General features: G+C 58.5%; 24 protein-coding genes. 8 read left to right on the top strand and 16 right to left on the bottom strand.

What is annotated here, in order from left to right:
• The first annotated feature begins 20 nt into the window (after nucleotides 1–20).
• Nucleotides 21–1,325: an inosine/guanosine kinase gene (locus tag IM303_RS17475; protein WP_045260696.1), complete on the top strand. Its 1,305-nt coding sequence runs from the start codon at nucleotides 21–23 to the stop codon at nucleotides 1,323–1,325.
• 93 nt (nucleotides 1,326–1,418) lie between these two features.
• Here IM303_RS17475 and ybaL read toward each other — a convergent pair whose 3' ends face one another.
• Entirely contained in the window at nucleotides 1,419–3,095 is a 1,677-nt protein-coding gene (gene ybaL, locus IM303_RS17470) for a YbaL family putative K(+) efflux transporter (RefSeq protein WP_041911052.1), read from the bottom strand.
• A 232-nt stretch (nucleotides 3,096–3,327) separates the two neighbouring features.
• Nucleotides 3,328–4,536 carry an MFS transporter gene (locus IM303_RS17465; RefSeq protein ID WP_028012201.1) on the bottom strand — a complete coding sequence of 403 codons (1,209 nt, stop codon included), beginning with the start codon at nucleotides 4,534–4,536 and terminating at the stop codon, nucleotides 3,328–3,330.
• Nucleotides 4,537–4,700: 164 nt separating this feature from the next.
• Here IM303_RS17465 and ushA point away from each other — a divergent pair, with 164 nt between their 5' ends.
• Nucleotides 4,701–6,353 (top strand): bifunctional UDP-sugar hydrolase/5'-nucleotidase UshA, encoded by a 1,653-nt coding sequence (ushA, locus tag IM303_RS17460; RefSeq protein WP_028012202.1) that lies wholly within the window; start codon nucleotides 4,701–4,703, stop codon nucleotides 6,351–6,353.
• A 119-nt stretch (nucleotides 6,354–6,472) separates the two neighbouring features.
• Here ushA and ybaK read toward each other — a convergent pair whose 3' ends face one another.
• The 3 genes from ybaK to copA form a co-directional block, all read right to left on the bottom strand.
• Nucleotides 6,473–6,952, bottom strand: coding sequence for a Cys-tRNA(Pro)/Cys-tRNA(Cys) deacylase YbaK (gene ybaK / locus IM303_RS17455; RefSeq protein ID WP_008499307.1), 480 nt, complete (start codon nucleotides 6,950–6,952; stop codon nucleotides 6,473–6,475).
• 198 nt (nucleotides 6,953–7,150) lie between these two features.
• Nucleotides 7,151–7,945, bottom strand: coding sequence for a TraB/GumN family protein (locus IM303_RS17450; RefSeq protein WP_049000966.1), 795 nt, complete (start codon nucleotides 7,943–7,945; stop codon nucleotides 7,151–7,153).
• Between the two features lie 50 nt (nucleotides 7,946–7,995).
• A complete protein-coding gene (gene copA, locus IM303_RS17445) occupies nucleotides 7,996–10,494 on the bottom strand; it encodes a copper-exporting P-type ATPase CopA (RefSeq protein WP_192971463.1) in 2,499 nt (832 codons plus the stop codon).
• A gap of 108 nt (nucleotides 10,495–10,602) precedes the next feature.
• On the opposite strand from copA, the gene cueR reads away from it, so the two are divergent.
• Nucleotides 10,603–11,013, top strand: coding sequence for a Cu(I)-responsive transcriptional regulator (gene cueR, locus IM303_RS17440; protein WP_028012206.1), 411 nt, complete (start codon nucleotides 10,603–10,605; stop codon nucleotides 11,011–11,013).
• On the opposite strand, the gene IM303_RS17435 is transcribed toward cueR, so the two are convergent.
• The 3 genes from IM303_RS17435 to IM303_RS17425 form a co-directional block, all read right to left on the bottom strand.
• Entirely contained in the window at nucleotides 11,010–11,462 is a 453-nt protein-coding gene (locus IM303_RS17435) for an NfeD family protein (RefSeq protein ID WP_028012207.1), read from the bottom strand. The genes cueR and IM303_RS17435 overlap by 4 nt on opposite strands.
• The gene (locus IM303_RS17430; protein ID WP_049000970.1) at nucleotides 11,459–12,373 is read right to left on the bottom strand and encodes an SPFH domain-containing protein; all 915 of its coding nucleotides are present in this window, start codon (nucleotides 12,371–12,373) and stop codon (nucleotides 11,459–11,461) included. Before IM303_RS17430 ends, IM303_RS17435 begins: the two co-directional genes overlap by 4 nt.
• A 110-nt stretch (nucleotides 12,374–12,483) precedes the next feature.
• Nucleotides 12,484–13,341 (bottom strand): hypothetical protein, encoded by an 858-nt coding sequence (locus tag IM303_RS17425; protein ID WP_041911048.1) that lies wholly within the window; start codon nucleotides 13,339–13,341, stop codon nucleotides 12,484–12,486.
• Nucleotides 13,342–13,587: 246 nt separating this feature from the next.
• On the opposite strand from IM303_RS17425, the gene fetA reads away from it, so the two are divergent.
• Both fetA and fetB read left to right on the top strand, forming a co-directional pair.
• A complete protein-coding gene (gene fetA, locus IM303_RS17420; RefSeq protein ID WP_028012209.1) occupies nucleotides 13,588–14,259 on the top strand; it encodes an iron ABC transporter ATP-binding protein FetA in 672 nt (223 codons plus the stop codon).
• Nucleotides 14,252–15,034, top strand: a complete 783-nt coding sequence (gene fetB / locus IM303_RS17415; protein ID WP_045260704.1) for an iron export ABC transporter permease subunit FetB — start codon at nucleotides 14,252–14,254, stop codon at nucleotides 15,032–15,034. The genes fetA and fetB overlap by 8 nt, the downstream gene beginning before the upstream one ends.
• Nucleotides 15,035–15,084: 50 nt before the next feature.
• Here the strand turns inward: fetB and IM303_RS17410 are convergent, their stop codons facing one another.
• From IM303_RS17410 to tesA, 3 genes are read right to left on the bottom strand one after another with little or no spacing between them, the layout of a single operon-like run.
• Complete coding sequence (locus IM303_RS17410) at nucleotides 15,085–15,939, bottom strand: co-chaperone YbbN (RefSeq protein ID WP_126326930.1); 855 nt, start codon at nucleotides 15,937–15,939, stop codon at nucleotides 15,085–15,087.
• Nucleotides 15,940–15,997: 58 nt separating this feature from the next.
• Complete coding sequence (locus tag IM303_RS17405) at nucleotides 15,998–16,807, bottom strand: SDR family oxidoreductase (protein ID WP_193360133.1); 810 nt, start codon at nucleotides 16,805–16,807, stop codon at nucleotides 15,998–16,000.
• Complete coding sequence (gene tesA, locus IM303_RS17400; RefSeq protein WP_192971462.1) at nucleotides 16,797–17,420, bottom strand: multifunctional acyl-CoA thioesterase I/protease I/lysophospholipase L1; 624 nt, start codon at nucleotides 17,418–17,420, stop codon at nucleotides 16,797–16,799. The genes IM303_RS17405 and tesA overlap by 11 nt, the downstream gene beginning before the upstream one ends.
• Between tesA and ybbA the strand changes: the two genes are divergently transcribed.
• The 3 genes from ybbA to IM303_RS17385 all read left to right on the top strand — a co-directional run bounded on the left by ybbA (nucleotide 17,391) and on the right by IM303_RS17385 (nucleotide 21,816).
• A complete protein-coding gene (gene ybbA / locus IM303_RS17395) occupies nucleotides 17,391–18,077 on the top strand; it encodes a putative ABC transporter ATP-binding protein YbbA (protein WP_028012214.1) in 687 nt (228 codons plus the stop codon). The genes tesA and ybbA overlap by 30 nt on opposite strands.
• Complete coding sequence (gene ybbP / locus IM303_RS17390; protein WP_193360132.1) at nucleotides 18,074–20,488, top strand: putative ABC transporter permease subunit YbbP; 2,415 nt, start codon at nucleotides 18,074–18,076, stop codon at nucleotides 20,486–20,488. Before ybbA ends, ybbP begins: the two co-directional genes overlap by 4 nt.
• Before the next feature lie 182 nt (nucleotides 20,489–20,670).
• The gene (locus tag IM303_RS17385) at nucleotides 20,671–21,816 is read left to right on the top strand and encodes a porin (RefSeq protein WP_192971460.1); all 1,146 of its coding nucleotides are present in this window, start codon (nucleotides 20,671–20,673) and stop codon (nucleotides 21,814–21,816) included.
• A 122-nt stretch (nucleotides 21,817–21,938) separates the two neighbouring features.
• On the opposite strand, the gene mnmH is transcribed toward IM303_RS17385, so the two are convergent.
• The 5 genes from mnmH to ppiB form a co-directional block, all read right to left on the bottom strand.
• Nucleotides 21,939–23,009 carry a tRNA 2-selenouridine(34) synthase MnmH gene (gene mnmH, locus IM303_RS17380; protein WP_045260707.1) on the bottom strand — a complete coding sequence of 357 codons (1,071 nt, stop codon included), beginning with the start codon at nucleotides 23,007–23,009 and terminating at the stop codon, nucleotides 21,939–21,941.
• A gap of 84 nt (nucleotides 23,010–23,093) precedes the next feature.
• Nucleotides 23,094–24,161, bottom strand: coding sequence for a 5-(carboxyamino)imidazole ribonucleotide synthase (gene purK / locus IM303_RS17375; protein ID WP_192986278.1), 1,068 nt, complete (start codon nucleotides 24,159–24,161; stop codon nucleotides 23,094–23,096).
• The gene (purE, locus tag IM303_RS17370; RefSeq protein ID WP_006809824.1) at nucleotides 24,158–24,667 is read right to left on the bottom strand and encodes a 5-(carboxyamino)imidazole ribonucleotide mutase; all 510 of its coding nucleotides are present in this window, start codon (nucleotides 24,665–24,667) and stop codon (nucleotides 24,158–24,160) included. Before purE ends, purK begins: the two co-directional genes overlap by 4 nt.
• Before the next feature lie 119 nt (nucleotides 24,668–24,786).
• Entirely contained in the window at nucleotides 24,787–25,509 is a 723-nt protein-coding gene (gene lpxH / locus IM303_RS17365) for a UDP-2,3-diacylglucosamine diphosphatase (RefSeq protein WP_047362413.1), read from the bottom strand.
• A gap of 3 nt (nucleotides 25,510–25,512) precedes the next feature.
• Nucleotides 25,513–26,007 (bottom strand): peptidylprolyl isomerase B, encoded by a 495-nt coding sequence (ppiB, locus tag IM303_RS17360; protein ID WP_000256009.1) that lies wholly within the window; start codon nucleotides 26,005–26,007, stop codon nucleotides 25,513–25,515.
• Nucleotides 26,008–26,043: the final 36 nt, after the last annotated feature.

Raw genomic sequence — 26,043 nt, 5'->3', positions numbered from 1 at the left:
TTCTTCGTACAGTTCAGACCATGAAATTTCCCGGTAAACGCAAATCCAAACACTACTTTCCCGTCGATGCCCGCGATCCGCTCCTGCAGCAAATCCAGCCTGAAAATGAAACCAGCGCGGCCTGGGTTGTCGGTATCGACCAGACGCTGGTGGACATTGAAGCGAAAGTGGATGATGAGTTTGTCGCCCGTTACGGTCTGAGCGCCGGTCACTCGCTGGTGATTGAGGACGACGTTGCCGAAGCGCTGTATCAGGAGCTGGTGCGCGAAAATCTGATTACCCATCAGTTCGCTGGCGGCACCATCGGCAACACCATGCATAATTACTCGGTGCTGGCAGATGACCGCTCGGTGCTGCTCGGCGTGATGTGCAGCAATATCGAAATCGGTGGCTACGCCTACCGCTACCTGTGCAACACCTCCAGCCGCACCGATCTGAACTATCTCCAGGGCGTAGACGGGCCGATTGGCCGCTGCTTTACGCTGATCGGCGAATCCGGCGAGCGTACCTTTGCCATCAGCCCGGGCCACATGAACAAGCTGCGCGCGGAAAGCATTCCCGAAGAGGTGATCGCGGGCGCGTCTGCGCTGGTGCTGACCTCCTACCTGGTGCGCTGCAAGCCGGGCGAGCCGATGCCGGAAGCGACCATGAAGGCGATTGAGTACGCCAAAAAGTACGACGTGCCCGTCGTTCTGACGCTGGGCACCAAATTCGTGATTGCCGATAACCCGGAGTGGTGGCAGACCTTCCTGAAAGAGCACGTCTCGATTCTGGCGATGAACGAAGAAGAGGCCGAGGCGCTGACCGGTGAAAGCGATCCGCTGCTGGCGTCCGACAAAGCGCTGGACTGGGTGGATCTGGTGCTCTGCACCGCGGGTCCGGTTGGGCTGTATATGGCGGGGTTCACGGAAGAAGAGAGCAAGCGCAAAACCCAGCACCCGCTGCTGCCGGGGGCGATTGCGGAGTTCAACCAGTACGAGTTCAGCCGCGGCATGCGCCACAAAGACTGCGTGAATCCGCTGCGTATCTACTCCCACATTGCGCCGTATATGGGCGGGCCGGAGAAGATCATGAACACTAACGGCGCGGGCGACGGCGCGCTGGCCGCGCTGCTGCATGACATTACCGCGAACGCCTATCACAAAACTAATGTGCCGAACTCCAGCAAGCACAAGTTCAGCTGGCTGACCTATTCGTCGCTGGCGCAGGTGTGCAAGTATGCCAACCGCGTGAGCTATCAGGTGCTGAACCAGCATTCACCGCGCTTAACGCGCGGTCTGCCGGAACGAGAAGACAGCCTCGAAGAGGCGTACTGGGATAGGTAAAAGCAAAACGGCAACCTGTGGTTGCCGTTTTTAGTATTTGTTCCCTCTCCCTGTGGGAGAGGGCCAGGGTGAGGGCATCAGGCCGCAGCAAACTTACCCCGTAACCGCCTCTTCAACTGGCGGCTTCGTCAGCAGCGTCAGCATGGTGTTCGCAATCTCACGCTCGCCCATCACCACCTGATTCGCGCCGCGCTCGGTAATGTATTCCACCTCGTCGTCATAGTGCGCTCGGGCAATGATCTCAATACCGGGGCACTTCTCACGCGCGGAGGCCACAATCTCACCCGCTTCATAACCGTTTGGAATGGTCAGCAGCAGCCAGCGGGCACAGTCCAGATGTGCCAGCTCCATGATCTCTTCGTTCGCCGCATTGCCCAGCACCGCACGAATCCCGCGCTCGCGAAGCTCATCCACGCGGGTGCGTGACGTCTCAATCACCACCAGCGGGATCCCCTGCGCCATCAGCTTCTCGCCGAGCAGGCTGCCGACGCGGCCAAAGCCCACCAGCAGGGCGTGATTACAAATATCCACCGGGATCTGCTTCTCTTCTTCCGTTGCCTCTTCCAGCGTCTGCTCTTCGAGGGTTTCGGTCTTCTCGAGGTATTTTTCCAGCAGGGCAAACAATACCGGGTTTAGCATGATGGAGAGGATTGCCCCTGCCAGCACCAGATTTTGCCCCGCCTGTGGCAGCAGGTTCAATGCCATGCCCAGACCGGCCAGAATAAAGGCGAACTCACCGATCTGCGCCAGGCTGGCGGCAATGGTCAGCGCCGTGCGCGGGGAGTGGCCGAACATTCGCACCAGGAAGAAAGCCGCGAGCGACTTACCAAAAATAATGATCGCCAGCGTGCCCAGCACGGCCAGCGGCTGCTGGATCAGCACCAGCGGGTCGAACAGCATCCCGACGGAGACGAAGAACAGCACGGCAAACGCATCGCGCAGCGGCAGCGTGTCGTGCGCCGCACGGTGGCTCAGCTCGGATTCGTTCAGCACCATCCCGGCGAAGAACGCCCCCAGGGCAAAGGAGACATCAAACAGCTCAACGGCACCGAAGGCGATGCCCAGCGCCAGCGCCAGCACGGAGAGGGTAAACAGCTCGCGGGAGCCGGTTGCCGCGCTGCGGGACATGATCCACGGCACCAGACGGCGACCCACCAGCATCATGATGGCGATAAAGGCCACCACCTTACCGATGGTGATGCTCATATCCAGCGCCAGCGAGGCGAAACCGATGTTCTCTTTTTCCATCATCCCGGCGACGGCGGGGAGCAGCACCAGCGTCAACACCATCACCAGATCTTCCACAATCAGCCAGCCAATCGCGATTTGCCCGCGCTGGCTGTCTATCAACTGCCTCTCTTCAAGCGCGCGCAGCAGCACCACGGTACTGGCGGTGGAGAGGCACAGCCCAAAGACGATGCCGGTCATCAGCGACCAGCCCAGCACTGCCGAAAGCGCCATGCCCAGCAGCGTCGCCACCCCTATCTGGGCGATCGCTCCGGGTATGGCGATCGACTTTACCGCCATCAGGTCCTTCAGCGAAAAATGCAGACCGACGCCAAACATCAGCAGAATCACGCCCAATTCCGCCAGTTCAGGAGCCAGTTTGGTATCCGCAACAAAACCTGGCGTAAACGGTCCCGCCAGCACACCTGCCAGCAGATAGCCGACAAGAGGAGAAATACGCAGCTTATTGGCAATCATGCCAAGGATAAAAGCGAGCACAAGTCCACCAACAATGGTGGTAATAAGCGGTGTGGCGTGGTGCATTCCGTCTCCTTTCGTGGTGAGTGTTCCATTTTTGGCGTGAATACCAAAAAGCCAGGTAATAGTTTATGACAATTTTTACCCTTATGTTTATGAATAATTGTTGAAGTTTGAATAAAACAGCAATATGCGCGTAAAAAAGCGCATTTTGATAAATTACGCAAGAGGAGAAAGAAGAAACCCTTATGGCATCAGGCTGTCAGGCAGCCAAAGTCAAACTTTGGCTGCCCGTAATTTACGCTTTGTGGCGATTATCAGGCAGAAATATGGTCAACATCCCAAGAAGCGGCAGGAAAGCGCAGATTTTGTAAACCAGGAAGATGCTGGTGTGATCCGCAACCATCCCTAATACGGCTGCGCCAAGGCCGCCCATCCCAAAGGCGAAACCGAAAAAGAGCCCGGAAACCATACCAATACGGCCCGGCAGCAGCTCCTGAGCATAGACCAGGATAGCGGAAAACGCGGAGGCGAGGATAAAACCGATTATCACGGTTAAAATCCCGGTCCATTCCAGGCTTGCGTACGGCAAAATAAGGGTAAACGGCGCCACCCCGAGGATAGAGCCCCAAATGACATATTTACGGCCAATTTTATCCCCCACCGGCCCGCCAATGACCGTTCCTGCGGCCACCGCGAAGAGGAAAGCAAACAGGTGAAACTGCGCGTTTTGTACCGATAATCCGAATTTTTGCATCAGATAAAAGGTGTAATAGCTGCTAATGCTCGCCATATAGAAGTATTTCGAGAAAATCAGCACCAGCAGCACGGAGACCGCAAGAATGACCTTATTACGAGGCAGGGGATTGATAACCTTCGCTTTAGGTTTCCCTTTGTTCACGCGATGCTGGGCGGCGTACCAGCGGCTGATCTGTGCCAGCACGACAATGGCGAGCAGGGCGGCCAGCACAAACCAGGCCACATTGCCTTTGCCATACGGGGCGATAATCACCGCCGCCAGCAGCGGGCCGAGGGAGCTACCGAAGTTGCCCCCTACCTGGAAGAGTGACTGCGCCAGCCCGTGACGGCCACCGGAGGCCATACGCGCCACGCGTGAGGACTCCGGATGGAAGACGGACGAGCCGGTCCCCACCAGCGCGGCGGCGAGCAGAACCGCTTCAAAACTGCCTGCCATAGCCAGCAGCACCAGCCCGCTTAAGGTAAAGCACATGCCTATCGGCAGCGACCACGGCATCGGGTATTTATCCGTCCAGTAACCCACCACCGGCTGCAGCAGCGACGAGGCCAGCTGGAAGGTCAGGGTGATCATCCCGATCTGTACGAAGGTTAACGAAAATTCGGACTGCAGCAGCGGGTAGATCGCCAGAATTAACGACTGGATCATGTCGTTGAGCAGGTGCGAGAGGCTGATTGCGCCTAAAACTTTAAAAGAGGTGCGCGACGCCGGCGCGCCCGGAGCGGGCTGGGTTGATTCACTGATTGCCATAAATACCACGTCAATTTGTTATTAGAGATGCAGGGAGTAATTATTATCCGACTAACATACTCGTCCGTGACATTTGAAGAAAGTCGCAATTCTGAAAACTTATTTGTCTATTCTTGTTAGTCACTGTAATTTTTGCCTTTGTCTATTGGTCAGGGAGAGAGAAGATGAAGTTAATGAAGCGGGGCGTCGCGCTGGCGCTTATTGCCGCATGGGGCCTGGCAAGCCTGCCCGCGCAGGCGTATGAAAAAGATAAAACCTATAAAATCACCATTCTGCATACCAACGATCATCACGGTCATTTCTGGCGCAGTGAATACGGCGAGTATGGTCTGTCGGCGCAAAAAACACTGGTGGACGGCATTCGCAAAGAGGTGGCGGCCCAGGGCGGCAGCGTGCTGTTGCTCTCAGGCGGGGATATTAATACCGGCGTGCCGGAATCGGATTTACAGGATGCTGAACCCGATTTCCGCGGCATGAATTTAATCGGTTACGACGCGATGGCCGTTGGCAACCACGAGTTTGACAATCCGCTGAGCGTGCTGCGCCAGCAGGAGAAATGGTCCAAATTCCCGTTCCTCTCCGCCAATATTTACCAGAAAAGCACCGGCGAACGTCTGTTTAAACCGTGGGCGCTGTTTAAGCGTCAGGATCTCAAAATCGCGGTCATCGGCTTAACCACCGACGATACGGCAAAAATCGGTAACCCTGAGTTCTTCACCGATATCGAATTCCGCAAACCGGCAGACGAAGCGAAGCTGGTGATTCAGGAGCTGCAGCAGAACGAAAAGCCGGACGTGATTATCGCCACTACCCACATGGGACACTACGATAACGGCGAGCACGGCTCCAATGCGCCCGGCGACGTGGAGATGGCGCGCAGCCTGCCAGCGGGCTCGCTGGCGATGATTGTGGGCGGTCACTCGCAGGATCCGGTGTGCATGGCGTCGGAGAACAAAAAGCAGGTGGACTACGTGCCGGGCACGCCGTGTGCGCCAGATCGTCAGAACGGGATCTGGATTGTGCAGGCCCACGAGTGGGGTAAATACGTGGGTCGGGCGGACTTTGAGTTTCGTAACGGTGAGATGAAGCTGGTGCGCTATCAGCTTATCCCGGTGAACCTGAAGAAGAAAGTCACCTACCCGGACGGGAAAAGCGAGCGCGTACTTTACACGCCAGAGATTGCTGAAAACCAGCAGATGCTCTCCCTGCTGACGCCGTTCCAGAACAAAGGCAAGGCGCAGCTGGACGTGAAAATCGGCACGCTGAACGGTCGTCTGGAAGGGGACCGCAGTAAAGTCCGCTTCGTGCAGACCAACATGGGCCATCTGGTGCTGGCGGCGCAGATGGCGCGCACGAATGCGGACTTCGGCGTGATGAGCGGCGGCGGCATTCGTGACTCCATCGAAGGCGGAAACATCACCTATAAAGACGTGCTGAAGGTGCAGCCGTTCGGCAACGTGGTGGTGTATGCGGATATGAGCGGGAAAGAGGTCGTTGACTACCTGACCGCCGTGGCGCAGATGAAGCCGGACTCGGGTGCCTATCCGCAGTTTGCCAACGTCAGCTTTGTGGCGAAGGACGGCAAGCTCAACGATCTCAAAATCAAAGGCGAGCCGGTAGACCCTGCGAAAACCTACCGTCTGGCGACGTTAAGCTTTAACGCCACCGGCGGCGACGGCTATCCGCACATCGATAATAAACCGGGCTACGTAAACACCGGTTTTATTGATGCGGAAGTGCTGAAGCAGTACATCGAGCAGAACTCGCCGATTGACGTGAATGCCTATGAGCCGAAAGGTGAAGTGAGCTGGCAGTAGTGTTGTGCGGCCTGATGCCCTCATTCCAACCCTCTCCCACAGGGAGAGGGCGCGAACACAAAAAACGGTAACGCCTGTTACCGTTTTGCTTTTACCTCGTAGCCGCCACCCGGCTTTTTTTACTCCCGGCGGGCAATATCCGCAAACTTCGCGTCCAGCATTTTCGCCAGATCGCCCGCGGCCAGTTCAATATCCAGCCCGCGTTTACCGCCCGAAATATAGATCGTCTCAAATTCCTGCGAAGGCGCATCGATCAGCGTCGGCAGGCGCTTTTTCTGTCCGAGCGGGCTGATCCCGCCCACCAGATAGCCCGTGGTGCGTTGCGCAACCATCGGGTCCGCCATATCCACCTTTTTCGCCCCCAGCGCTTTCGCTACCTTTTTGAGATCGAGCTGTCCGGCAACGGGCGTTACCGCCACGGCGAGGTGCTTCATATCGCCATTCACCGCCACCAGCAGCGTTTTATAGACCTGATCAGCGTTCAGCCCCAGCTTGCGCACCACTTCATCACCAAAGTTGGTTTCGTTCGGATCGTGATCGTAAGTATGGATCCGGAAAGAAATATTGTTTTTTTCGAGTAATTTAACGGCGGGAGTCATAGCTATCCTTCTTACGTCAGACAATTCATGCAGCCAGCATACGCCTGACGTTTGTCTAAAAAATAGCACCATCTTGCGCAATAGTGTTGGCAGTGATGGTCACTTTGAGCGACAATCGGCTCAGCCGAAGGTCACTTCGGTATAATAAAAACGATGAAATTCCTCTTTGACGGGCCAATAGAGATATTGGCCATTTTTTTATTTCAACAGCGACGGCAAATTCCCTTCGCCGTATAAATGCAGCGCCCCGACCGCGACCACGTACTCCCCCGCAGGTAAAGCATGCAGCGTCTCTCGCCAGGCTTTGTTGCGCGCATTCATCAGCACATCATAAAGCGATTCACTGAACGTCGACGGTAGCGCCAGCTTACCGTCCGCGGGCGGCGCATCCAGCCACCAGCCAATCATGGTTTGCAGCAGACGCGCGTTGGTGTGCCAGTGGGTCAGGGTATCATCCAGCAGCATCAGACCGTCGTCAGGAAGCTGGCGCAGGAGCGCAATCTGGCTGTCCGTCCCTTCCAGCTCGATGATGGGCATACGGCGCGCCCGCGCCACGTTCAGCAGCTGGTAATCAATGCCGTAGTCACCGCGCAGGCCCAGACGCTGCGCCTGCGTGGCCTGCAGCACCATCGCAATTTGCCACAGCGGCAGGTTGTCAATCATGGAGAGCGACACGCCGGTTTCTGCCGCCACGCGCCTCAGCTCCGCGAGCTGGTCGTCGTTCAGGCGCTCCGCCAGCGGGAGATCGCTTTCAAGCCCGGCAAACGGCGACTCGTGGCCGGAAATGTCCGCCTCGACGACCAGCGCGTCGGCGCGCTTCAGGCGTTTTATCAGACCGGATGGCAGAGGAGACATTCCCTGCGTGCCCATATGGATGCTGCCGACCAGGTGCAGGTGTTGCCCGCCGGGAAGCGAGATATCCAGGCCGGGCCAGGCATAGCGGCGGGGAAAGAGGGCGCGAAACGATGCTTTTATACGATTAAACAGACTCATACGCGCTCCATGACCGGAAAGGGTCATGCTAGCGCGTACGAGAACAAGGTTCAATCCTTCGGTTTAAACCGCAGCAGACGGTTGGCGTTGCTCACCACGGTAATGGAAGAAAGTGCCATCGCCGCACCCGCAACCACTGGGTTCAGCAGGGTGCCGGTCAGCGGCCACAAAATGCCGGCAGCAACCGGAATACCGAGCGAGTTATAGACGAACGCCCCCAGCAGGTTCTGCTTCATGTTGCGCAACGTGGCTTTCGAAATGGCCAGGGCGTCGGCAACGCCCATCAGGCTGTGGCGCATCAGCGTGATGGCCGCGGTTTCGATGGCGACATCGCTCCCGCCACCCATGGCTATCCCTACGTCCGCCTGGGCCAGCGCCGGGGCGTCGTTGATGCCGTCGCCCACCATCGCCACCTGGCGACCCTGACTTTGCAGGTTCTTGATGGCGTCCGCTTTGCCGTCCGGCAGCACGCCCGCAATCACCTCATCAATACCGGCCTCTTTCGCGATGGCGTTGGCGGTGGTCGGGTTATCCCCGGTCAGCATCACCAGGCGATAGCCCGCGCGGTGCAGGCGCTGTAAGGCATCCACGCTGTCCTGGCGAAGCGGATCGCGCACGGCCAGCAGCGCGGCGGCTTTGCCATCCACCGCCAGCAGAACCGGGGTGGTGCCCCGAGACGCCTGTGCTTTCAGCTCTTCTTCCAGCGCGGACGTATCAACACCGTTTTCATTCAGCAATGCCTGGTTACCCAGCAACAGCGCGTGGCCGTCGGCTTCACCGCTGACGCCAAGCCCGCGTAGGGTACGGAAATTGCTGACCTGCGGCAGGGCAGAAGCATTCGCCTTATCGAGAATGGCACGGGCCAGCGGGTGGCTGGAGCCCTGCTCCAGCGCGGCGGCAAGGCGCAGCGCGTCCTCTTGCGCAATGCCAGCGGTGCTCACGGCCACTACCTGCGGTTTGCCCTCGGTCAGCGTGCCGGTTTTATCAAAGACAATCGTATCCAGGGTGCTCGCCCGCTGCAGGGCATCCGCATCACGGACCAGCACGCCAAACTCGGCGGCACGGCCCACGCCGGAGATAATTGACATCGGCGTCGCCAGACCAAGAGCGCACGGACAGGCGATGATCAACACCGTGGTGGCGATGACCAGGGTGTAGACAATCTGCGGTGCCGGGCCGAAGACATACCAGATCGCCGCGCTCAGCAGAGCAATGCCGACCACTACCGGCACAAAAATGGCTGAGATTTTGTCAGCAAGCTGGCCAATCTCCGGCTTGCTGCTCTGGGCCTGGCGGACCATGCGGATAATACGCGACAGCGTGGTGTGGCTACCGACGGCACTGGCGCGGAACAGCACGCTGCCGTCCTGCACTACCGTACCGGCATGAACCGCATCGCCCTGTGATTTTTGCTGGGGGATGGGCTCCCCGGTCAACATCGCTTCATCCAGCCAGGCGTCGCCCTGGGTGATTTCACCGTCGACGGGCACCCGGTCGCCGGTGGTCAGGCGCAGCGTCATGCCCGGCTGTACCTCCGCCAGCGGGACGCTTTTTTCCCCATCGTCCGTGACCACGCGGGCCGTCGGCGGGGTTAAATCGAGCAAGCGTTCCAGCGCTTTCGAGGAGCGCTGACGGGCGCGCGCTTCCAGCATGTGGCCCAGGTTAATCAGGCCGATAATCATGGCGCTGGCTTCATAATAGAGATGGCGGGCTTCCATTGGGAACCACTGGGGCCAGACGTTCACGCTCATGGAGTAAAGCCACGCCGCGCCGGTACCGAGCGCAACCAGCGTATCCATCGTCGCCGTGCGGTTTTTCAGGCTCTTCCAGGCGCTGGTATAAAAATGCCCACCTGCAAAGACCATGACCGCAAGGGTAATTAAACCAATCACCAGCCACAGCGTGCGGTTGTCTGCGGTGACCATCATGTTGTCACCCATCATGCCCCACACCATCACCGGAATACCGACCAGCAGGGCGACGATCGCCTGCCAGCGGAAGCGCTTCATGGTGGCAATAGCCGTTTCCTGTTGGCGCTCGCGGCGCTCGGCATCATCTTCGATGGCCTCCGCCCCGTAGCCCGCTTTTTCCACGGCCTGCACTAAATCTGCGGCGGAGGCACTGCCCATCACCAGCGCAGTACGCTCCGCAAGGTTGACCCGTGCCTGTGCGACGCCCGGTACCGCCTGCAGGGCGTTCTGCACGCGGGAGACGCAGCTGGCGCAGCTCATGCCGTTGATCAGCAGCTGTTGGCTGTCATCAATATCATCCGCTGCCGGAAGCTCAGGAGTGGCCGCTGTCAGTGCTTCCGACGGGGATGATGACTCTGCCAGCGGGTTAGCCTTTGGGTGGCTTAACTCCGCCCCATAACCGGCCTGTTTAATGGTATCAATCAGCGCGTCCGCGCTGGCGCTGCCGGTCACGGCGGCATGGTCGATAGTCACTTCAGCGCTTTCAACGTCAGGACGCTGTTCCAGGCTTTCTTTAACGCGTTTGACGCAGTGGCCGCAGGAGAGGCCGTCCAGCGTCAGGTCGATAGTGTGAGACATAACAAAACTCCCGTATAATATATTGGTCAGTTGTTGACCGGAGTAACGCTTTTCGCTAACTGTTATGAAGGTTAAACCTTCCATCAAGGGGAAGGTCAAGGGGGAAATGTGAATATCAGTGACGTGGCAAAAAAAACCGGCTTAACCAGCAAGGCGATCCGCTTTTATGAAGAGAAGGGGCTGGTAACGCCACCGCTGCGCAGTGAAAACGGCTACCGCAGCTACACGCAGCTGCATCTCGATGAACTGACGCTGCTGCGCCAGGCAAGACAGGTGGGGTTTAACCTGGAAGAGTGCGGCGAGCTGGTTAACCTGTTTAACGATCCGAAGCGCCACAGCGCGGACGTGAAAAAACGCACGCTGGAAAAAGTGGCGGAGATCGAGCGCCACATTATCGAGCTACAGGCGATGCGCGAACAGCTGCTGCAGCTGGCGGAATCCTGTCCGGGTGATGACAGCGCCGACTGCCCGATTATTGATAATCTTGCCGGCTGCTGCCATCGCAAAACCCACGTCTAGCAGGCTTTTACCCGCAGCGTAATCCCTTCCACCGCAATGACCTCAACCTGCGTTCCGGCACTGAGGTCGTCGTCGGCCACCACCGGCCACGAGCTGTCGCCCACGCGCATGTGCCCGCGCCCGTTCACCAGCGCGGCGTCGAGCGTAAAGCGCTTGCCGACAATTTGCTGTCCGCGCTGGTTAAGATGCGCGTCCAGCGGTTTCTGCTCTTTGACCTGACGGTTAAGCCAGCGCCACCACAGCCAGGCGGCAACCAGCGTCAACACGGCAAACAGCGCGCCCTGCCACGCCCAGCCCAGAGGAAGGATCCAGACCAGCAGGCCCGTAATGACTGCGGCAACACCGCTCCAGAGCAGGTAGCCGTTGCCGCCAAGCATCTCCGCCGCCAGCAATAAGCCACCGAGGCTTAGCCAGAAGGCATGAGGATGTGCAACGATGAGCTCAATCATTTTTTACGCTCGTTTCCGTTGTCTTTGATCAGTTCGGCGATCCCCGCGATAGAGCCCATCAGGCTGCTGGCGTCCAGGGGCATCATCACCACTTTGCTGTTGTTCGCGGAGCCGATCTCTTTCAGCGCATCGGTATATTTTTGCGCCACGAAGTAGTTCACGGCCTGGATATCTCCGGCGGCAATCGCCTCGGAGACCATCTGTGTCGCACGGGCTTCCGCTTCTGCGGAACGTTCACGCGCTTCCGCCTGTAAGAACGCGGACTGACGGTCGCCTTCGGCTTTCAGAATCTGCGACTGTTTTTCCCCTTCCGCTTTGAGGATCTCCGCCTGACGGACCCCTTCGGCTTCCAGAATATAGGCACGCTTGGTACGCTCGGCCTTCATCTGCGCGTTCATGGAGGCGATCAGCTCTGCCGGTGGGCGCACGTCGCGGATCTCAATACGGGTGACTTTGATCCCCCACGGGTTCGTTGCCTCGTCAACAATGTGCAGCAGGCGGGTATTGATGCTGTCGCGCTGGGAGAGCATTTCGTCCAGCTCCATCGAGCCGAGCACGGTACGGATGTTGGTCATCGTCAGGTTGACGATCGCCAGCTCCAGGTTGCTCACCTCATAGGCCGCTTTCGGCGCATCAATCACCTGAATAAAGCAGACGGCATCAATGGTAACGTTGGCGTTATCTTTGGAGATCACTTCCTGAGAGGGGATATCCAGCACCTGCTCCATCATGTTGATCTTGCGGCCGATCCGGTCCATGAACGGAACAATCAGGCTCAGGCCGGGCTGCAGCGTGTTGGTATAGCGGCCGAAGCGCTCGACGGTCCACTGGTAACCCTGAGGGACAATTTTGACACCTGCGCCCACGATAACCAGCGCGACGAATATAAGGACGGGAACAACGATGAGCATAAAAACCTCCTGTTTTGCATGCTTTGATGAGAAAAAGCGCGTGTTTGCTATTCGTAAGTATATCGGCTAATGGGCTAAAATTCGCCCCGTCCGACGGGCGGGGCAGAGCGTTAGTGGTAGCTGTAGGTAAAGTCAGCGATCAGCGCATCGTCACCCGCATCGGCGATGGCTTTCGACAGGCCGTGATAGAAGGTCTCCAGCCCAATCTCTTCGACCTGGCGCAGCTGCTCGCGGATCGGCGCGCAGAACAGTTCCGCATTGCCCGCGCCCACGCGCTTGTTGTTCGGCGGAAGCTGACCGGTGATCCCTTTGAACCAGGTGCGAACCGCGCCCTTCAGAGAGGTGGGCGCGTCGTTGACGGCGTCGTGTCCCGTCAGAATTTGCAGCGTCGGGAACTGGTCTGCACAGACTGCCGTTTTCATACGCGCATAAAACTGGCTGAAGAGTTCGAAAGACTGCAGATCGGTGACTTTGGGTTTGGTCGTTTTGCCCTGAACGTTGCCTGTCTTTTTCGCCGCGGGCTGCGCGGGCGCCAGCTTATTGAGCTGCAGATCGAACAGCAGGTTCGCGTGTTCGCGTCGTTTGCTTACGTCCGGGAAACGCTCAATAAACGCGCGGATAAATTCCGGCGTCATCAGGTCCGCAAAATCATGGTTGACCAGCCACTGGCCGCGGGCAAACTCACCGGGAGACTGGAACCAGGCCGGAACCTTGCCCGGCTCGAACTCTTTGACATTCCCTCTGCCGTCGATTTCAACGAAGCGAGTGCCGTTATCAAACGCAAAGCGGCAATTCTTCAGCTGAATGACCGGCTTCATCTTCAGCAGGCCCTTAACGAACCGGACAAGCTCTCCCCCGAACACATAAGCCGTAACGGATTCTGAAGCAATGGCAGCAAGAAGCTGATCGATGGTTTTCACGCCGGGTTCAAGTTCAGAAAACTCATAAAAAGTGTGAATATTAGACATTCTTGTACTTCCTTATTGTGTTGCGGGCAGAGCTTAACACCACTTTAACGAATGTTCTAAACCAGGGATACGGAAGTGTCGCTAAGGTCACGGCGTAAACTGTAAAGCGAAAGTGTAAAGCATGTCTAATGAATGCACGGTAAACACAATCGGAAGTCTTGGTGGCGAAAGGGGGCGCTAAAACGCGTTGTGACGAACGTGCGGCACGGATTATGCTAATTACGCTCAGGAGTTACTGGAAAAAATATGAACAACGAAAATGCAGTTTTGCAGATAAAGGACGTCGGCTTTCGTGTCGCAAATAACACGATCCTTCAGCATGTCGGGTTTAACCTTTCTCCCGGTGAGTTCAAGCTGATAACGGGACCGTCAGGCTGCGGTAAAAGCACCTTACTGAAGATTGTGGCCTCACTGCTGAGCCCAACGGAGGGAACCATTCTGTTTGAAGGGCAGGATATTGCGTCACTTTCCCCGGAAAGCTATCGCCAGCAGGTCTCTTATTGCGTCCAAACGCCCGTGCTTTTTGGCGACACGGTTTTTGATAACCTGATTTTTCCGTGGCAAATCCGCAATAAAACGCCGGAGCCGGAAAAATTCATCGACGATCTGGCCCGTTTTGGCCTGGCGAAGGAGACGCTGACCAAATCCATCAGTGAGCTCTCGGGCGGCGAAAAGCAGCGCGTCTCGCTGATCCGTAATCTGCAGTTCTTACCGAAGGTATTGCTGCTGGATGAGATCACCAGCGCGCTCGATGATGCCAACAAACGCAACGTCAACGAGATTATTCATCGTTACGCCCGCGAGCAGAATATTGCCGTGCTGTGGGTGACGCACGACTCAAACGAAATTACCCATGCGGATGACGTGATTACGCTCCAGCCGCACGGCGGGAAAATGCAGGAGGCCAACCGTGGGTGAGCATAACATTACCAATGAATCTCTGGCGTTTTCGATGGTGCTGGTGCTGATTGCTATCGTCGTCAGCTACCGGGAAAAGCTGGGCCTGGAAAAAGATATTGTCTGGAGTATCTGCCGCGCGGTGGTTCAGCTCATCATCGTCGGCTATGTGCTGAAGTATATTTTCAACGTCAACCACGCGGTGCTGACGCTGCTGATGGTGCTCTTCATCTGCTTTAACGCGGCGTGGAACGCGCAGAAACGCAGTAAATATATTGATAAGGCGTTTATCTCGTCATTTATCGCGATTACCACCGGGACGGCGCTCACCCTGGCGGTGCTGGTGCTCTCTGGCTCGATTGAGTTTACGCCGATGCAGGTGATCCCTATCTCCGGGATGATTGCGGGAAACGCCATGGTGGCCGTTGGCCTGTGCTACAACAACCTCGGCCAGCGTTTCAGCAGTGAACAGCAGCAGCTGCAGGAGAAGTTAAGCCTGGGGGCGACGCCAAAAGTGGCTTCAGCGCGGCTGATTCGTGAGAGCATTCGCTCATCGCTGATCCCGACCGTGGATTCTGCCAAAACGGTGGGGCTGGTGAGCCTGCCGGGCATGATGTCGGGGCTGATCTTTGCCGGTATCGATCCGGTAAAAGCGATTAAGTATCAGATCATGGTGACGTTTATGCTGCTTTCCACGGCGAGCCTGTCCACTATCATTGCCTGCTACCTGACCTATCGGAAGTTCTACAACCCGCGCCACCAGCTGGTGGTGACGCAGTTGAAAAAGACGGGGTAATATCGGTTTTTGTAGGCCCGGTAAGCGTTAGCGCCACCGGGCATTTTTTGTTAGTAGAGCAGCGCGTACAACTGACGACGATACTTCGACGCCAGCGCGTCTCCGGTGCCCAGCGCGGCCAGGATCTCCTGGAACATCTTGCGCGCCTGACCGTCTGCGGCAGCCAGATCTTTCTGCAGGTGGCTGAACAGCAGCTCCAGCGCCTCTTCGTTACGTCCCACCTGATGCAGCTGGAGCGCCAGCTGGCTTGCCAGCGCGGCATCCGCCGGGTTGTCGGCCACCTGCTGCTGCAGCTGCTGAATTTCCGGAGTGTCCGCCGCCTGCTTCAGCAGCTCAATCTGCGCCACCAGCCCCTGATAGCGGGTGTCCTGATCCTGCATTGGAACCGTCTTGAGCACGGCTTCCGCGTCTTCTGAACGGTGCAGGGCGATCTGCGTTTCCGCCAGCAGCAGGCCGATCTGGCTGTTCTGGTTCGACAGCTGCCACGCCTCTTTCAGCAGCGGCAGCGCCTCGTCGTATTTGCCTTCCTGCATCAGCGCCATCGCTTCCTGCGCTTTCAGCTCTTCTTCGCGCGGCAGCACTTTATCCAGCAAGGCGCGAATCGCCTCTTCCGGCTGGGGGCCCTGGAAGCCATCGACAGGCTGGCCGTTCTGGAACAGATAAACGGTTGGAATGGCGCGCAGACCAAACTGCGACGCCACCATCGGCTCGGCGTCACAGTCCAGTTTCGCCAGAGTGAACTGACCGTTGTACTGCGCGGCAAGGCTTTCCAGCACCGGCGTCAGCTGCAGACAGTGCTGGCTGCGCTCAGACCAGAAGTAGAACAGCACTGGTTTAGCCATCGACTGTTCGAGGACCTGTTGCAGGTTTGCTTCTGTAATATTGACGATATTCTGTACGGACATGCGGCTTTCTCTTTTGTCGGTTTACTCTTTACATGGGGATGAGCGTCGTCGCTTCAACTCAGCCGTGCAAAATTTTGTCCATTATCCTGCCCGGCAGCAGGCGCTTTAACCAGCCGACGGCATGGGTGACCAGCGTCACCGGATAGCGCATTTTGGGATGCTCGCTCTCAAAAGCATGGCGCACTTTGGCAACCACCGCCTCTGGCCCGAGGGTAAAACGTGCGGCGATGCCGGGGTTTTCGACCGGCTTGTCCGCCTGGGTCTGGTTCACGTTTTCGGTAAAGCGGGTGCGGATCGGGCCGGGTTCAATCAGGCTGACCTTGATGCCGCTGTGGCGCAGCTCCATGCGCAGGGCATCGGACCAGGCTTCCAGCGCATATTTGCTGGCGGCGTAGGCGCCGCGGCCCGGGGTGGAAATCAGCCCCATCACTGACGATGTCATCACGATGCGCCCTTCGCCGTGCGGCAGCATGGCCGGGAGCAGACGCATGGTGAGCTGATGGACGCCAAAGAAATTGGTTGAAAACTGCTTCTCCAGCGTTTTGCGCGAGAGCGTATCCAGCGGGCCATACACGCCGTAACCGGCATTATTAAAGAGACCGTACAGACGGCCTTCGGTCAGGGCTATCACCTCGTCGGCGGCGCGTTCAACGCTCTCCGGCGAGTCCATATCCAGCTGTATGCCGGTAAAGCCCAGCCCGTTCATGCGCTCGACATCGTCAGGCTTGCGGCACGCTGCCAGCACCCTGAATCCCTGGCGCTTTAGTTCAAGCGCGCTTTCAAGGCCGATTCCGCTGGAACATCCTGTAATTAAGACCGATTTTTGCATAACTTTACCTGTCAGGAACTCCGCTGAATTACGAGTCATGTTTAACTAAAGGAGCCAGCCGCGTTGCCATCCAGTCGGCAATAAACGGCTGCGCATCGCGATTGGGGTGGATACCGTCGTCCTGCATCCACTGGGGTTTGAGATAGACCTCTTCCATGAAAAATGGCAGGAGCGGAATATCAAACTCTTTGGCAAGCTTAGGGTAGATCGCGCTAAAGGCCTCATTATACCGACGACCGTAGTTGGCGGGCAGGCGAATTTGCATCAGCAGCGGCTGGGCGTTTGCCGCCTTGATGTCCCGTAAAATGGTGCGCAGCGTTTGCTCGGTTTGCTGAGGCTGGAAGCCACGCAGGCCGTCATTACCGCCAAGCTCAACCAGCACCCAGCGCGGCTGATGCTGCTTGAGCAGCGCAGGCAGGCGCGACAGACCCTGCTGCGAGGTATCGCCGCTGATGCTGCCGTTGATAACGGTCGTCTTGCTTTGCCATTTGTCATTGAGCAGAGCCGGCCAGGCCGCGCTGGCCGCCATGCGGTAGCCCGCGCTCAGGCTGTCGCCAAGAATCAGTAACGTGTCCGTTGCCGCCGCGCGGAAGGTCATCAGCATCAAAAACAGGAAGGGCAAATGCCAGCGGAAAACAGTGTTGAAGTTCATCGTCTTAAGAAGTCCGTCGGTCAGGGGGAGCAGGAGCTTTCAATCCTTACCGGAGTTGAACTCGTTGTCAAACGCGCCGAAACCATCGCGCTGATTGGCGAATCCGGTTCCGGCAAGTCTACGCTGCTGGCGATTCTGGCCGGTCTGGACGACGGCAGCAGCGGCGAAGTCCACCTGGTCGGGCAACCGCTGCACCAGCTTGATGAAGAGGCGCGAGCCGCGCTGCGCGCGCGGCATATCGGTTTTGTCTTTCAGTCTTTTATGCTGATCCCGACCCTGAACGCGCTGGAAAACGTCGAGCTCCCGTCGCTGCTGCGCGGCGAAAAGAGCCGCGAAAGCCGCACGCATGCGAAGGCGCTGCTGGAACAGCTCGGCCTGGGCAAGCGCCTCGACCATCTTCCGGCACAGCTTTCCGGCGGCGAGCAGCAGCGCGTGGCGCTGGCGCGGGCGTTTAACGGCCGCCCGGAAGTGCTGTTTGCCGATGAACCCACCGGCAACCTTGACCGTAAAACCGGGGATAAAATTGCTGATCTGCTGTTTTCGCTTAACCGCGAACATGGCACCACGCTGATCCTCGTGACCCACGATCCGCAGCTGGCCGCCCGCTGCGACCGCCGCCTGCGGCTGGTGAACGGTATTCTTCAGGAGGAAGCATGATCGCCCGCTGGTTCTGGCGCGAATGGCGCTCGCCCTCGCTGCTGATTGTCTGGCTGGCATTAAGCCTGGCGGTGGCCTGCGTGCTGGCGCTCGGCAGCGTCAGCGACCGTATGGAAAAAGGGCTCAGCCAGCAGAGCCGCGAATTTATGGCCGGGGACCGGGCGCTGCAAAGCTCGCGTCCTGTGCCGCCTGGCTGGATTGAGGAAGCGCGCAAGGAAGGGCTAAAGGTGGGGGAGCAGCTCACCTTCCAGACCATGACCTTCGCGGGGGACACCCCGCAGCTCGCCAGCGTGAAGGCCGTGGACGACATTTACCCGATGTACGGGGAATTACAAACCAGCCCGCCGGGGCTAAAGCCGACGCCCGGCACGGTGCTGCTGGCATCGCGCCTGATGGCACTTCTCAACCTGAAACCCGGCGACAGTATTGACGTTGGCGATGCCACGCTGAAAATCGCCGGGGAAGTGGTGCAGGAGCCCGACTCCGGCTTTAACCCGTTCCAGCTCGCGCCGCGCCTGCTGATGAACACCGCCGATGTCTCGAAAACCAACGCCGTCCAGCCGGGAAGCCGCGTCACCTGGCGCTACAAGTTTGGCGGCACGCCCACGCAGCTGGAGGCGTATGAAAAATGGCTTCTGCCGCAGCTCAAGCCGGAACACCGCTGGTACGGGCTGGAGCAGGACGAAGGGGCGCTCGGCAAATCCCTCGAACGTTCCCAACAGTTCCTGCTGCTGTCGGCGCTGTTAACCCTGCTGCTGGCGGTGGCGGCGGTTGCCGTGGCGATGGGGCACTACTGCCGCAGCCGCTACGACCTGGTGGCGATCCTTAAAACCCTCGGCGCGGGGCGGGCGCAGCTGCGCAAGCTGATCGTCGGCCAGTGGCTGATGCTGCTGGCCCTCTCTGCGCTCACCGGCGGAATAATAGGCCTGCTGTTTGAAAAACTGCTGATGGTGATGCTGAAACCGGTGCTGCCGGCCGCTTTGCCCCCGGCAAGCCTCTGGCCGTGGCTGTGGGCGATGGGCGCGATGACGGTGATCTCGGTGCTGGTGGGGCTGCGCCCGTACCGCCTGCTGCTCGCGACGCAGCCGCTGCGGGTGCTGCGCAATGATGTGGTGGCGAACGTCTGGCCGCTGAAGTTCTATCTTCCGGCGATTATTGCTGTTGCGGTCGGGCTGCTGGCCTGGCTGATGGGCGGCAGCACCCTGCTGTGGGCCGTGCTGGCCGGCGCGGTGGTACTGGCGCTGCTGTGCGGCGTGCTGGGCTGGATACTGCTCAACGTCCTGAAAAGGCTGACGGTAAAATCCCTGCCGGTGCGGCTGGCGGTCAACCGCCTGCTGCATCAGCCCTGGTCAACGCTCAGCCAGCTGTCAGCCTTTTCGCTGTCGTTTATGCTGCTGGCGCTGCTTCTCGTGCTTCGCGGGGATCTGCTGGATCGCTGGCAGCAGCAGCTTCCGCCGGAAAGCCCGAACTATTTCCTGATCAACATCGCACCGGAACAGGTGACGCCGCTGAAGGGTTTCCTGTCGGAGCATCACATTATCCCCGAGTCGTTCTATCCCATCGTCCGCGCGCGTCTGACGCAGATCAACGGCCAGTCAACCGAGGGGAACAAGGACGAGTCGCTTAACCGCGAACTCAACCTGACCTGGCAGGAGAAACGTCCCGACCATAACCCGATTACCGCCGGTACCTGGCCGCCGAAAGCGGGAGAGGTGTCGATGGAAGAGGGGCTGGCGACGCGCCTGAACGTGAAGCTCGGGGACAGCGTGACCTTCACCGGTGATACCCAGGATTTTACCGCCAAAGTCACCAGCCTCCGTAAAGTGGACTGGGAAAGCCTGCGGCCAAACTTCTTCTTCATCTTCCCGCCGGGCGCGCTGGACGGGCAGCCGCAGAGCTGGCTGACCAGCTTCCGCTGGGAAAACGGCAACGGCATGCTGACGCAGCTTAACCGGGAGTTCCCGACGGTGAGCCTGCTGGATATTGGCGCGATCCTCAAACAGGTCGGGCAGGTGCTGGAGCAGGTGAGCCGCGCGCTGGAGGTGATGGTGGTGCTGGTAACAATCTGCGGCATATTGCTGCTGCTGGCGCAGGTGCAGGTGGGCATGCGCCAGCGTCATCAGGAACTGATAGTCTACCGCACGCTCGGTGCGGGTAAGCGGCTGCTGCGGGCGACGCTCTGGAGCGAGTTTGCGCTGCTTGGGCTGGTGGCGGGTCTGGTCGCGGCGATTGGCGCGGAGACGGCGCTGGCGGTGCTGCAGACAAAGGTCTTCGACTTCCCGTGGGAGCCTGACTGGCGTCTCTGGCTAGTACTCCCTCTCTGCGGCGCGGTGCTGCTCTCCCTCTGCGGGGGCTGGCTCGGGGCGCGATTGTTAAAGGGCAAGGCCCTGTTCCGGCAGTTTGTGAATTGATTTGGCATGGTAATAATTACGCACCGGTTTTTATGCCGGTGCGTAATGCTTAAATAGCACAAAGTGATAATGCCAACGCATTTAGTAGCACAAAACATTAAAAACCCGCCCACACAGCCCGAAAATTTCCGGTTAATATTCACCAGCTAAATATTTAGCAGCGTGTCTATTAAGGAAAAATAATGACTATAAAAAAATCAGCGCTGGCGGCAACGATCGGCGCGGCAGTGGCATTGACTACTTTTGCATCTCAGGCAGAAATCACCGTACTTAAGCAGGATCCTCAGGCGGGTAACCCGCTGAGCCGCCTGAACTTCACCGTTGGCGGCAGCATTCGTCCTCAGTTCCAGAACATGACCGGCGATGACGGCAAAAACGGCTACAAGCGTAACGGCTTTGACGGCGGTACCCGCTTCCGTTTCGCGGCAGACTACTACCTGTTCGATGACATCAGCTGGATCAGCTACTACGAGCTGGGGGTGAACGTTCCGGCGCAGTTTAACTGGGATAACCACTACGCCGACGGCGCGCACGACACCTCACGCCGTATGCTCTACACCGGCCTGAAGAGCGATACCTGGGGTACGCTGACCTTCGGCCAGCAGAACAGCGTGTACTATGATGTGGTGGGCGCGAAAACCGATATCTGGGACTACGACATGATCGGCCAGGCGCCGGGTAACGGGATCAACGGCGACTACGACGGCTCTTACCGTTCACGCCAGATGCTGAAATATAAGAAAACCGTGGGCGATGCGGACATCTATGCATCCTACCTGTTTGAAGACAGCGAATACCTGCCGGGCAACGGCCTGCGCTACAAGCGTAAAGGCGGCGGCTCACTGGGTATCGATTACCACCTGACCACCGATCTGACCTGGGGCGCTGCGTGGAACTACACACGCGCCGACATGCGTAACCCGGACAACGGCGACAGCAAATCCTACGACCAGAATATTGTTGGTACCGCGCTGAGCTGGACGCCGGACAACTGGACCTTCTCCGCTGGCGGCGGCTGGTACCAGAACTTCCTGACCACCAAAAAAGTGTCTGTTAACGACTACTTTGCGGGCGACGCGTGGGGTATTGAATACTTCGCAGGGTACAAATTCCCAATCGGTCAGTACGCGGTGAAATCCATCCAGCCTTACTTCATGGGTGACCGCATCGAGTACGTGAACGGCCGTAACTACCAGCGCATCGACAACGGCGTGGGTATCAGCTTCCAGCTGGATTACGGTTTCCGCGTGGATTACGAACACGTGTTCACCTCCAGCACCGACAACCTGGGCGACATGAACCTGGTGCGTCTGCGTTACGACTTCTAAGGTGTCATGTAGGGTGCGGCCTGATGCCCTCACCCTGACCCTCTCCCACGGGGAGAGGGAAAAAACATTATAAACGGCAACCCAGGTTGCCGTTTTGCTTTTACCTCGCCACCCGGCTTTTTTTAGCGATTAAGCCACTCGGCAATTTCTGCGAACGTCCCGCGATAGACAATCTTCTCCGCTTTCTTCTCCAGCTGATAGCCGTACATCGGGTCGTAATAGTCCTTCAGCAGCGGTACAAGCCAGCTGAAGTGCGCGTCGGTGCTGCCCGTTCGCTGTTGTTCGGCAAGAGCCGCGTCCAGCAGCGCCGTAAATTCCGCAAAACGCTGTAGCCCAAGCCGACGGCGAATGGCAAACAGGCCGTGGTGCAGGTACTCGCTGTACTCCTTCCAGCCCGCCTCCTCACCGTACGCGGCAGAAAAATCCGCCCACATGTGGTCAAAATACTCTTCGCGCAGGCGCTCAAGTCGGGTTTCAAACGGGTCTTCGACGACAACGATAGGGGCGTCAACCATGCGGTCGCGCAGGCACTCCGGCAGGTGGTTGGAGCCAATCATCCGGCCCTCGTCCTCCAGCACCCAGCGCGCGGCGTCTTTTTTCAATAGCTCAACCGCAAGGTGGTTCTCGAAGCTCGCCTGGGAAAGCTGCGGCGTAAGCGTACGGCCAAACGACGAGCCGCGATGGTGCGCCAGCCCTTCCAGATCGATGCCCTGCGCGTGCTGCTTCACCAGCAGCGTTTTACCGTTGCCGGTACAGCCGCCGATAAGCACCATCGGCTTTTGCGACTGCTCAATGGTGACCTGAATCGCCGTCTGGCGCAGGGCCTTATAGCCGCCGCGGATCAGCGGGTAGTCGATGCCAGCCTCTTTCAGCCAGGCCTGAGAGATATGTGAACGCTGACCGCCGCGCGCACAGCAGAGATAGCCTTCGGGGTGCGCAAGGCTGGCTTCGCGCCAGGCGTTAATGCGCGCCTCCCGCGTCTCGCCGCTCACCAGGCTATGGCCGAGCGCCAGCGCGGCGTCGGGTCCCTGGCGCTTATAGCAGGTACCGACGGCGGCACGCTCGTCGTCGTTCATTAAGGGCAGGTTGAGTGCGGCGGGCATCGCACCCTGGGCAAATTCGATCGGCGCGCGAACGTCGATTAAAGGGGTATCAGACGCGAGGATCGCGCGATAGTCCGTTCCATCGTTCATGGTGATTCCAGAAGAAAACTCAGCAGCAATGGGCGGGGATTGTACGCCGGGGAAGGGGAAGGTCAACTCCCCGGCGCAGATGTCTTACTTGAGCTTTGACTGTGCCCAGACAATTCCGCTCGCGTATTCTGGCGGCAGGAGAGGAACGATCGCCTCCAGGGTGGCGCTAAGGCGGTCGGTATCGCTGTCGTTCAGGTTGAGATGACCCACTTTACGACCCGCGCGAACCTCTTTGTCATACCAGTGCAGATGCACCAGCGGCAGCTTCAGCCAGTCGTAGTTCAGATCGGTCCCGATCAGGTTGATCATCACCGACGGGCTGTTAACGACGGGCTGTGGCAGCGGCAGGTCGGTGATGGCACGCAGGTGCAGTTCGAACTGGCTGATAGAGGCGCCGTTTTGCGTCCAGTGGCCGCTGTTGTGCACGCGCGGCGCCAGCTCGTTGATCAGCAGGCCCGACGGCGTGACGAAGCACTCCATCGCCATCACGCCCACGTAGCCCAGCTCGTGCATGATGGCAGAAAGCATCTCTTCCGCCTGCGCCTGCTGGTCGGCATTGGCCTGCGGGAAGGCGACGCTGGTGCGCAGAATGCCGTCCTGATGCAGGTTATGCGTCAGCGGGTAAAACACCGTGCGGCCATCGTGCCCGCGTGCGCCAACCAGCGACACTTCGCCGCTGAAGTTGATGCCCTGCTCAACGATGCACTCGCCGTAGCAGTCGTCCGGCAGCTCGGCGGTGTCGCCTGCGCGCAGGCGCCACTGGCCGCGACCGTCGTAGCCACCCACGCGGCGCTTCACAATCGCCAGCTCGCCCAGCATGGCGAAGACGTCATTCCACTCGCTTTTATCAGACAACAGCTGCCACGGGGCGGTTGCGAGGCCCAGCTTGTCGAACAGCTGCTTCTGCGTCAGACGGTCGGCAATGATCGGGAACACGTCGCGGTTCACAAAGGCGTTATGGCGCGCCAGCTCGCGGGTCAGGGCGGTTTCCGGCCAGCGTTCAATTTCGGCGGTGATTACGCTCTGATGGAACGGCACCGCTTCCGGCTCGGCGTCCAGCCCGACGGGCCAGACGGCAATCCCCAACGGTTCGCCGGCCTGATGCAGCATGCGGCCCAGCTGGCCGTTGCCGAGGACGCAAACCTGCTTCATGCCGCACCCCGCGGGTCCGGGTTATCCAGCACCTCGTCGGTCTGGGCTTTACGCCACTCCGCCAGGCGCTGGTGTAAATCTTTGTCGTGCGTTGCAAGAATTTGCGCGGCCAGCAGGGCGGCGTTCGCCGCGCCCGCTTTGCCAATTGCCAGCGTACCGACAGGAATACCGCGCGGCATCTGGACGATGGAGTAGAGGCTATCGACACCGCTTAACGCGGCGCTTTGAACAGGGACGCCCAGAACCGGCACCAGCGTTTTGGCGGCAATCATGCCCGGCAGATGTGCTGCGCCGCCCGCACCGGCAATAATCACCTCATACCCGTTCTCTTCGGCGCTTTCGGCGAAGCTGAACAGTTTGTCCGGCGTACGGTGTGCGGAAACCACTTCAACGTGGTGCGGAACATTCAGGATTTCAAAGATTTCGGCGGCGAACTGCATGGTAGCCCAGTCGCTTTTGGACCCCATCACGATGGCGACACGCGCCGGATTATTGCGGGAAGACATGCGTCTTAAAACTCCTGTGGTGCGAAACACACTGCTTTCGAGGGCACAGAGAATAGCATGTTATACGGGCAAGGAAAACGGTTGCGTGGCTGAGAAACAAGCGAAACGACGAGAAAACGTTAAAACGGAAAAGCGATCAGTTCGACACCGTCGGGAGTGACTTTGACCATCGAACCCTCAGTATGCCATGCGCCCAATACCACGCGATGGGCCGGTTCACCGTTGGCGCTCAGAGAATGCACGTCAGGGCGATGGGTATGACCGTGGATCAGCCACTGAACGCCATGCTTTTCCATCACGCTCACCACAGCTTGCGGGTTGACGTCCATGATGGTCAGGGATTTGCTGCTGTTGGCGGCTTTGCTGCCCGCACGCATTCTGGCGGCGATGCGGTTGCGGATAAACAGCGGCAGGGCAAGGAACACCTTCTGGATCCACGGGGTGTGGACCTTGGCGCGAAACGCCAGGTAGCCGGTATCGTCGGTGCAGAGCGTGTCGCCGTGCATGATCAGCACCTTGCGGCCATAGAGATCGAGCACCTGTTCTTCCGGCAGCAGCGTCATACCGCTTTCGCGGGCATAGCGCTTGCCGAGCAGGAAATCACGGTTGCCGTGAATGAAGTAGCAGGGGACGCCGGAATCTACCAGCGTTTTAATGGCTGCAGCCATTTCACGGTGCAGCGGGTTAGGATCGTCGTCGCCAATCCAGGCTTCAAAGAGATCGCCCAGGATGTACAGCGCGTCGGCGCCTTTCGCTTCACCGCGTAAAAAACGCAGAAAACCGGCGGTTATCGCCGGTTCTTCTGTTTGCAGATGCAGATCCGCAATAAAGAGTGTCGCCACGAATTACTCGCTGACGGTCACGCTTGTAATCACAACGTCTTCTTTAGGAACGTCCTGGTGCATGCCGCTGCGGCCGGTAGAGACGGCTTTGATCTTATCGACCACGTCCATACCTTCAACCACTTCTGCGAACACGCAGTAGCCCCAACCCTGCAGGCTTTCGCCGGAGAAGTTCAGGAAGTCGTTGTCCGCTACGTTGATGAAGAACTGCGCGGTGGCAGAGTGAGGCGCCTGAGTACGGGCCATTGCCAGCGTACCGCGGGTGTTTTTCAGGCCGTTGTTCGCTTCGTTTTTGATCGCCTCTTTGGTCTCTTTCTGGCGCATGCCAGGCTCGAAACCGCCGCCCTGGATCATAAAGCCGTTGATCACGCGGTGGAAAATAGTGTTGTTGTAGAAACCTTCGCGGCAGTAGTCCAGGAAGTTTTTAACTGTTTCAGGCGCTTTGTCATCAAAGGTCTTGATTACGATATCGCCATGATTAGTGTGGAAAGTAACCATTTTTGCATCCTGTTCCGTTATTGTGGTACGTCGACC

The sequence above is a fragment of the Enterobacter cloacae complex sp. P38RS genome (genome assembly GCF_014930775.1).
Lineage (GTDB): Bacteria > Pseudomonadota > Gammaproteobacteria > Enterobacterales > Enterobacteriaceae > Enterobacter > Enterobacter bugandensis.
This window is presented reverse-complemented; position numbering and strand designations above follow the sequence as displayed.

Bases quoted from the DNA above. Each gene is read 5' to 3' on its own strand.
- IM303_RS17475 (WP_045260696.1), top strand. From the start codon at position 21: ATGAAATTTCCCGGTAAACGCAAATCCAAACACTACTTTCCCGTCGAT.
- ybaL (WP_041911052.1), bottom strand. From the start codon at position 3,095: ATGCACCACGCCACACCGCTTATTACCACCATTGTTGGTGGACTTGTG.
- IM303_RS17465 (WP_028012201.1), bottom strand. From the start codon at position 4,536: ATGGCAATCAGTGAATCAACCCAGCCCGCTCCGGGCGCGCCGGCGTCG.
- ushA (WP_028012202.1), top strand. From the start codon at position 4,701: ATGAAGTTAATGAAGCGGGGCGTCGCGCTGGCGCTTATTGCCGCATGG.
- ybaK (WP_008499307.1), bottom strand. From the start codon at position 6,952: ATGACTCCCGCCGTTAAATTACTCGAAAAAAACAATATTTCTTTCCGG.
- IM303_RS17450 (WP_049000966.1), bottom strand. From the start codon at position 7,945: ATGAGTCTGTTTAATCGTATAAAAGCATCGTTTCGCGCCCTCTTTCCC.
- copA (WP_192971463.1), bottom strand. From the start codon at position 10,494: ATGTCTCACACTATCGACCTGACGCTGGACGGCCTCTCCTGCGGCCAC.
- IM303_RS17435 (WP_028012207.1), bottom strand. From the start codon at position 11,462: ATGATTGAGCTCATCGTTGCACATCCTCATGCCTTCTGGCTAAGCCTC.
- IM303_RS17430 (WP_049000970.1), bottom strand. From the start codon at position 12,373: ATGCTCATCGTTGTTCCCGTCCTTATATTCGTCGCGCTGGTTATCGTG.
- IM303_RS17425 (WP_041911048.1), bottom strand. From the start codon at position 13,341: ATGTCTAATATTCACACTTTTTATGAGTTTTCTGAACTTGAACCCGGC.
- fetA (WP_028012209.1), top strand. From the start codon at position 13,588: ATGAACAACGAAAATGCAGTTTTGCAGATAAAGGACGTCGGCTTTCGT.
- IM303_RS17410 (WP_126326930.1), bottom strand. From the start codon at position 15,939: ATGTCCGTACAGAATATCGTCAATATTACAGAAGCAAACCTGCAACAG.
- IM303_RS17405 (WP_193360133.1), bottom strand. From the start codon at position 16,807: ATGACTCGTAATTCAGCGGAGTTCCTGACAGGTAAAGTTATGCAAAAA.
- ybbA (WP_028012214.1), top strand. From the start codon at position 17,391: ATGCCAGCGGAAAACAGTGTTGAAGTTCATCGTCTTAAGAAGTCCGTC.
- tesA (WP_192971462.1), bottom strand. From the start codon at position 17,420: ATGAACTTCAACACTGTTTTCCGCTGGCATTTGCCCTTCCTGTTTTTG.
- ybbP (WP_193360132.1), top strand. From the start codon at position 18,074: ATGATCGCCCGCTGGTTCTGGCGCGAATGGCGCTCGCCCTCGCTGCTG.
- IM303_RS17385 (WP_192971460.1), top strand. From the start codon at position 20,671: ATGACTATAAAAAAATCAGCGCTGGCGGCAACGATCGGCGCGGCAGTG.
- mnmH (WP_045260707.1), bottom strand. From the start codon at position 23,009: ATGAACGATGGAACGGACTATCGCGCGATCCTCGCGTCTGATACCCCT.
- purK (WP_192986278.1), bottom strand. From the start codon at position 24,161: ATGAAGCAGGTTTGCGTCCTCGGCAACGGCCAGCTGGGCCGCATGCTG.
- purE (WP_006809824.1), bottom strand. From the start codon at position 24,667: ATGTCTTCCCGCAATAATCCGGCGCGTGTCGCCATCGTGATGGGGTCC.
- ppiB (WP_000256009.1), bottom strand. From the start codon at position 26,007: ATGGTTACTTTCCACACTAATCATGGCGATATCGTAATCAAGACCTTT.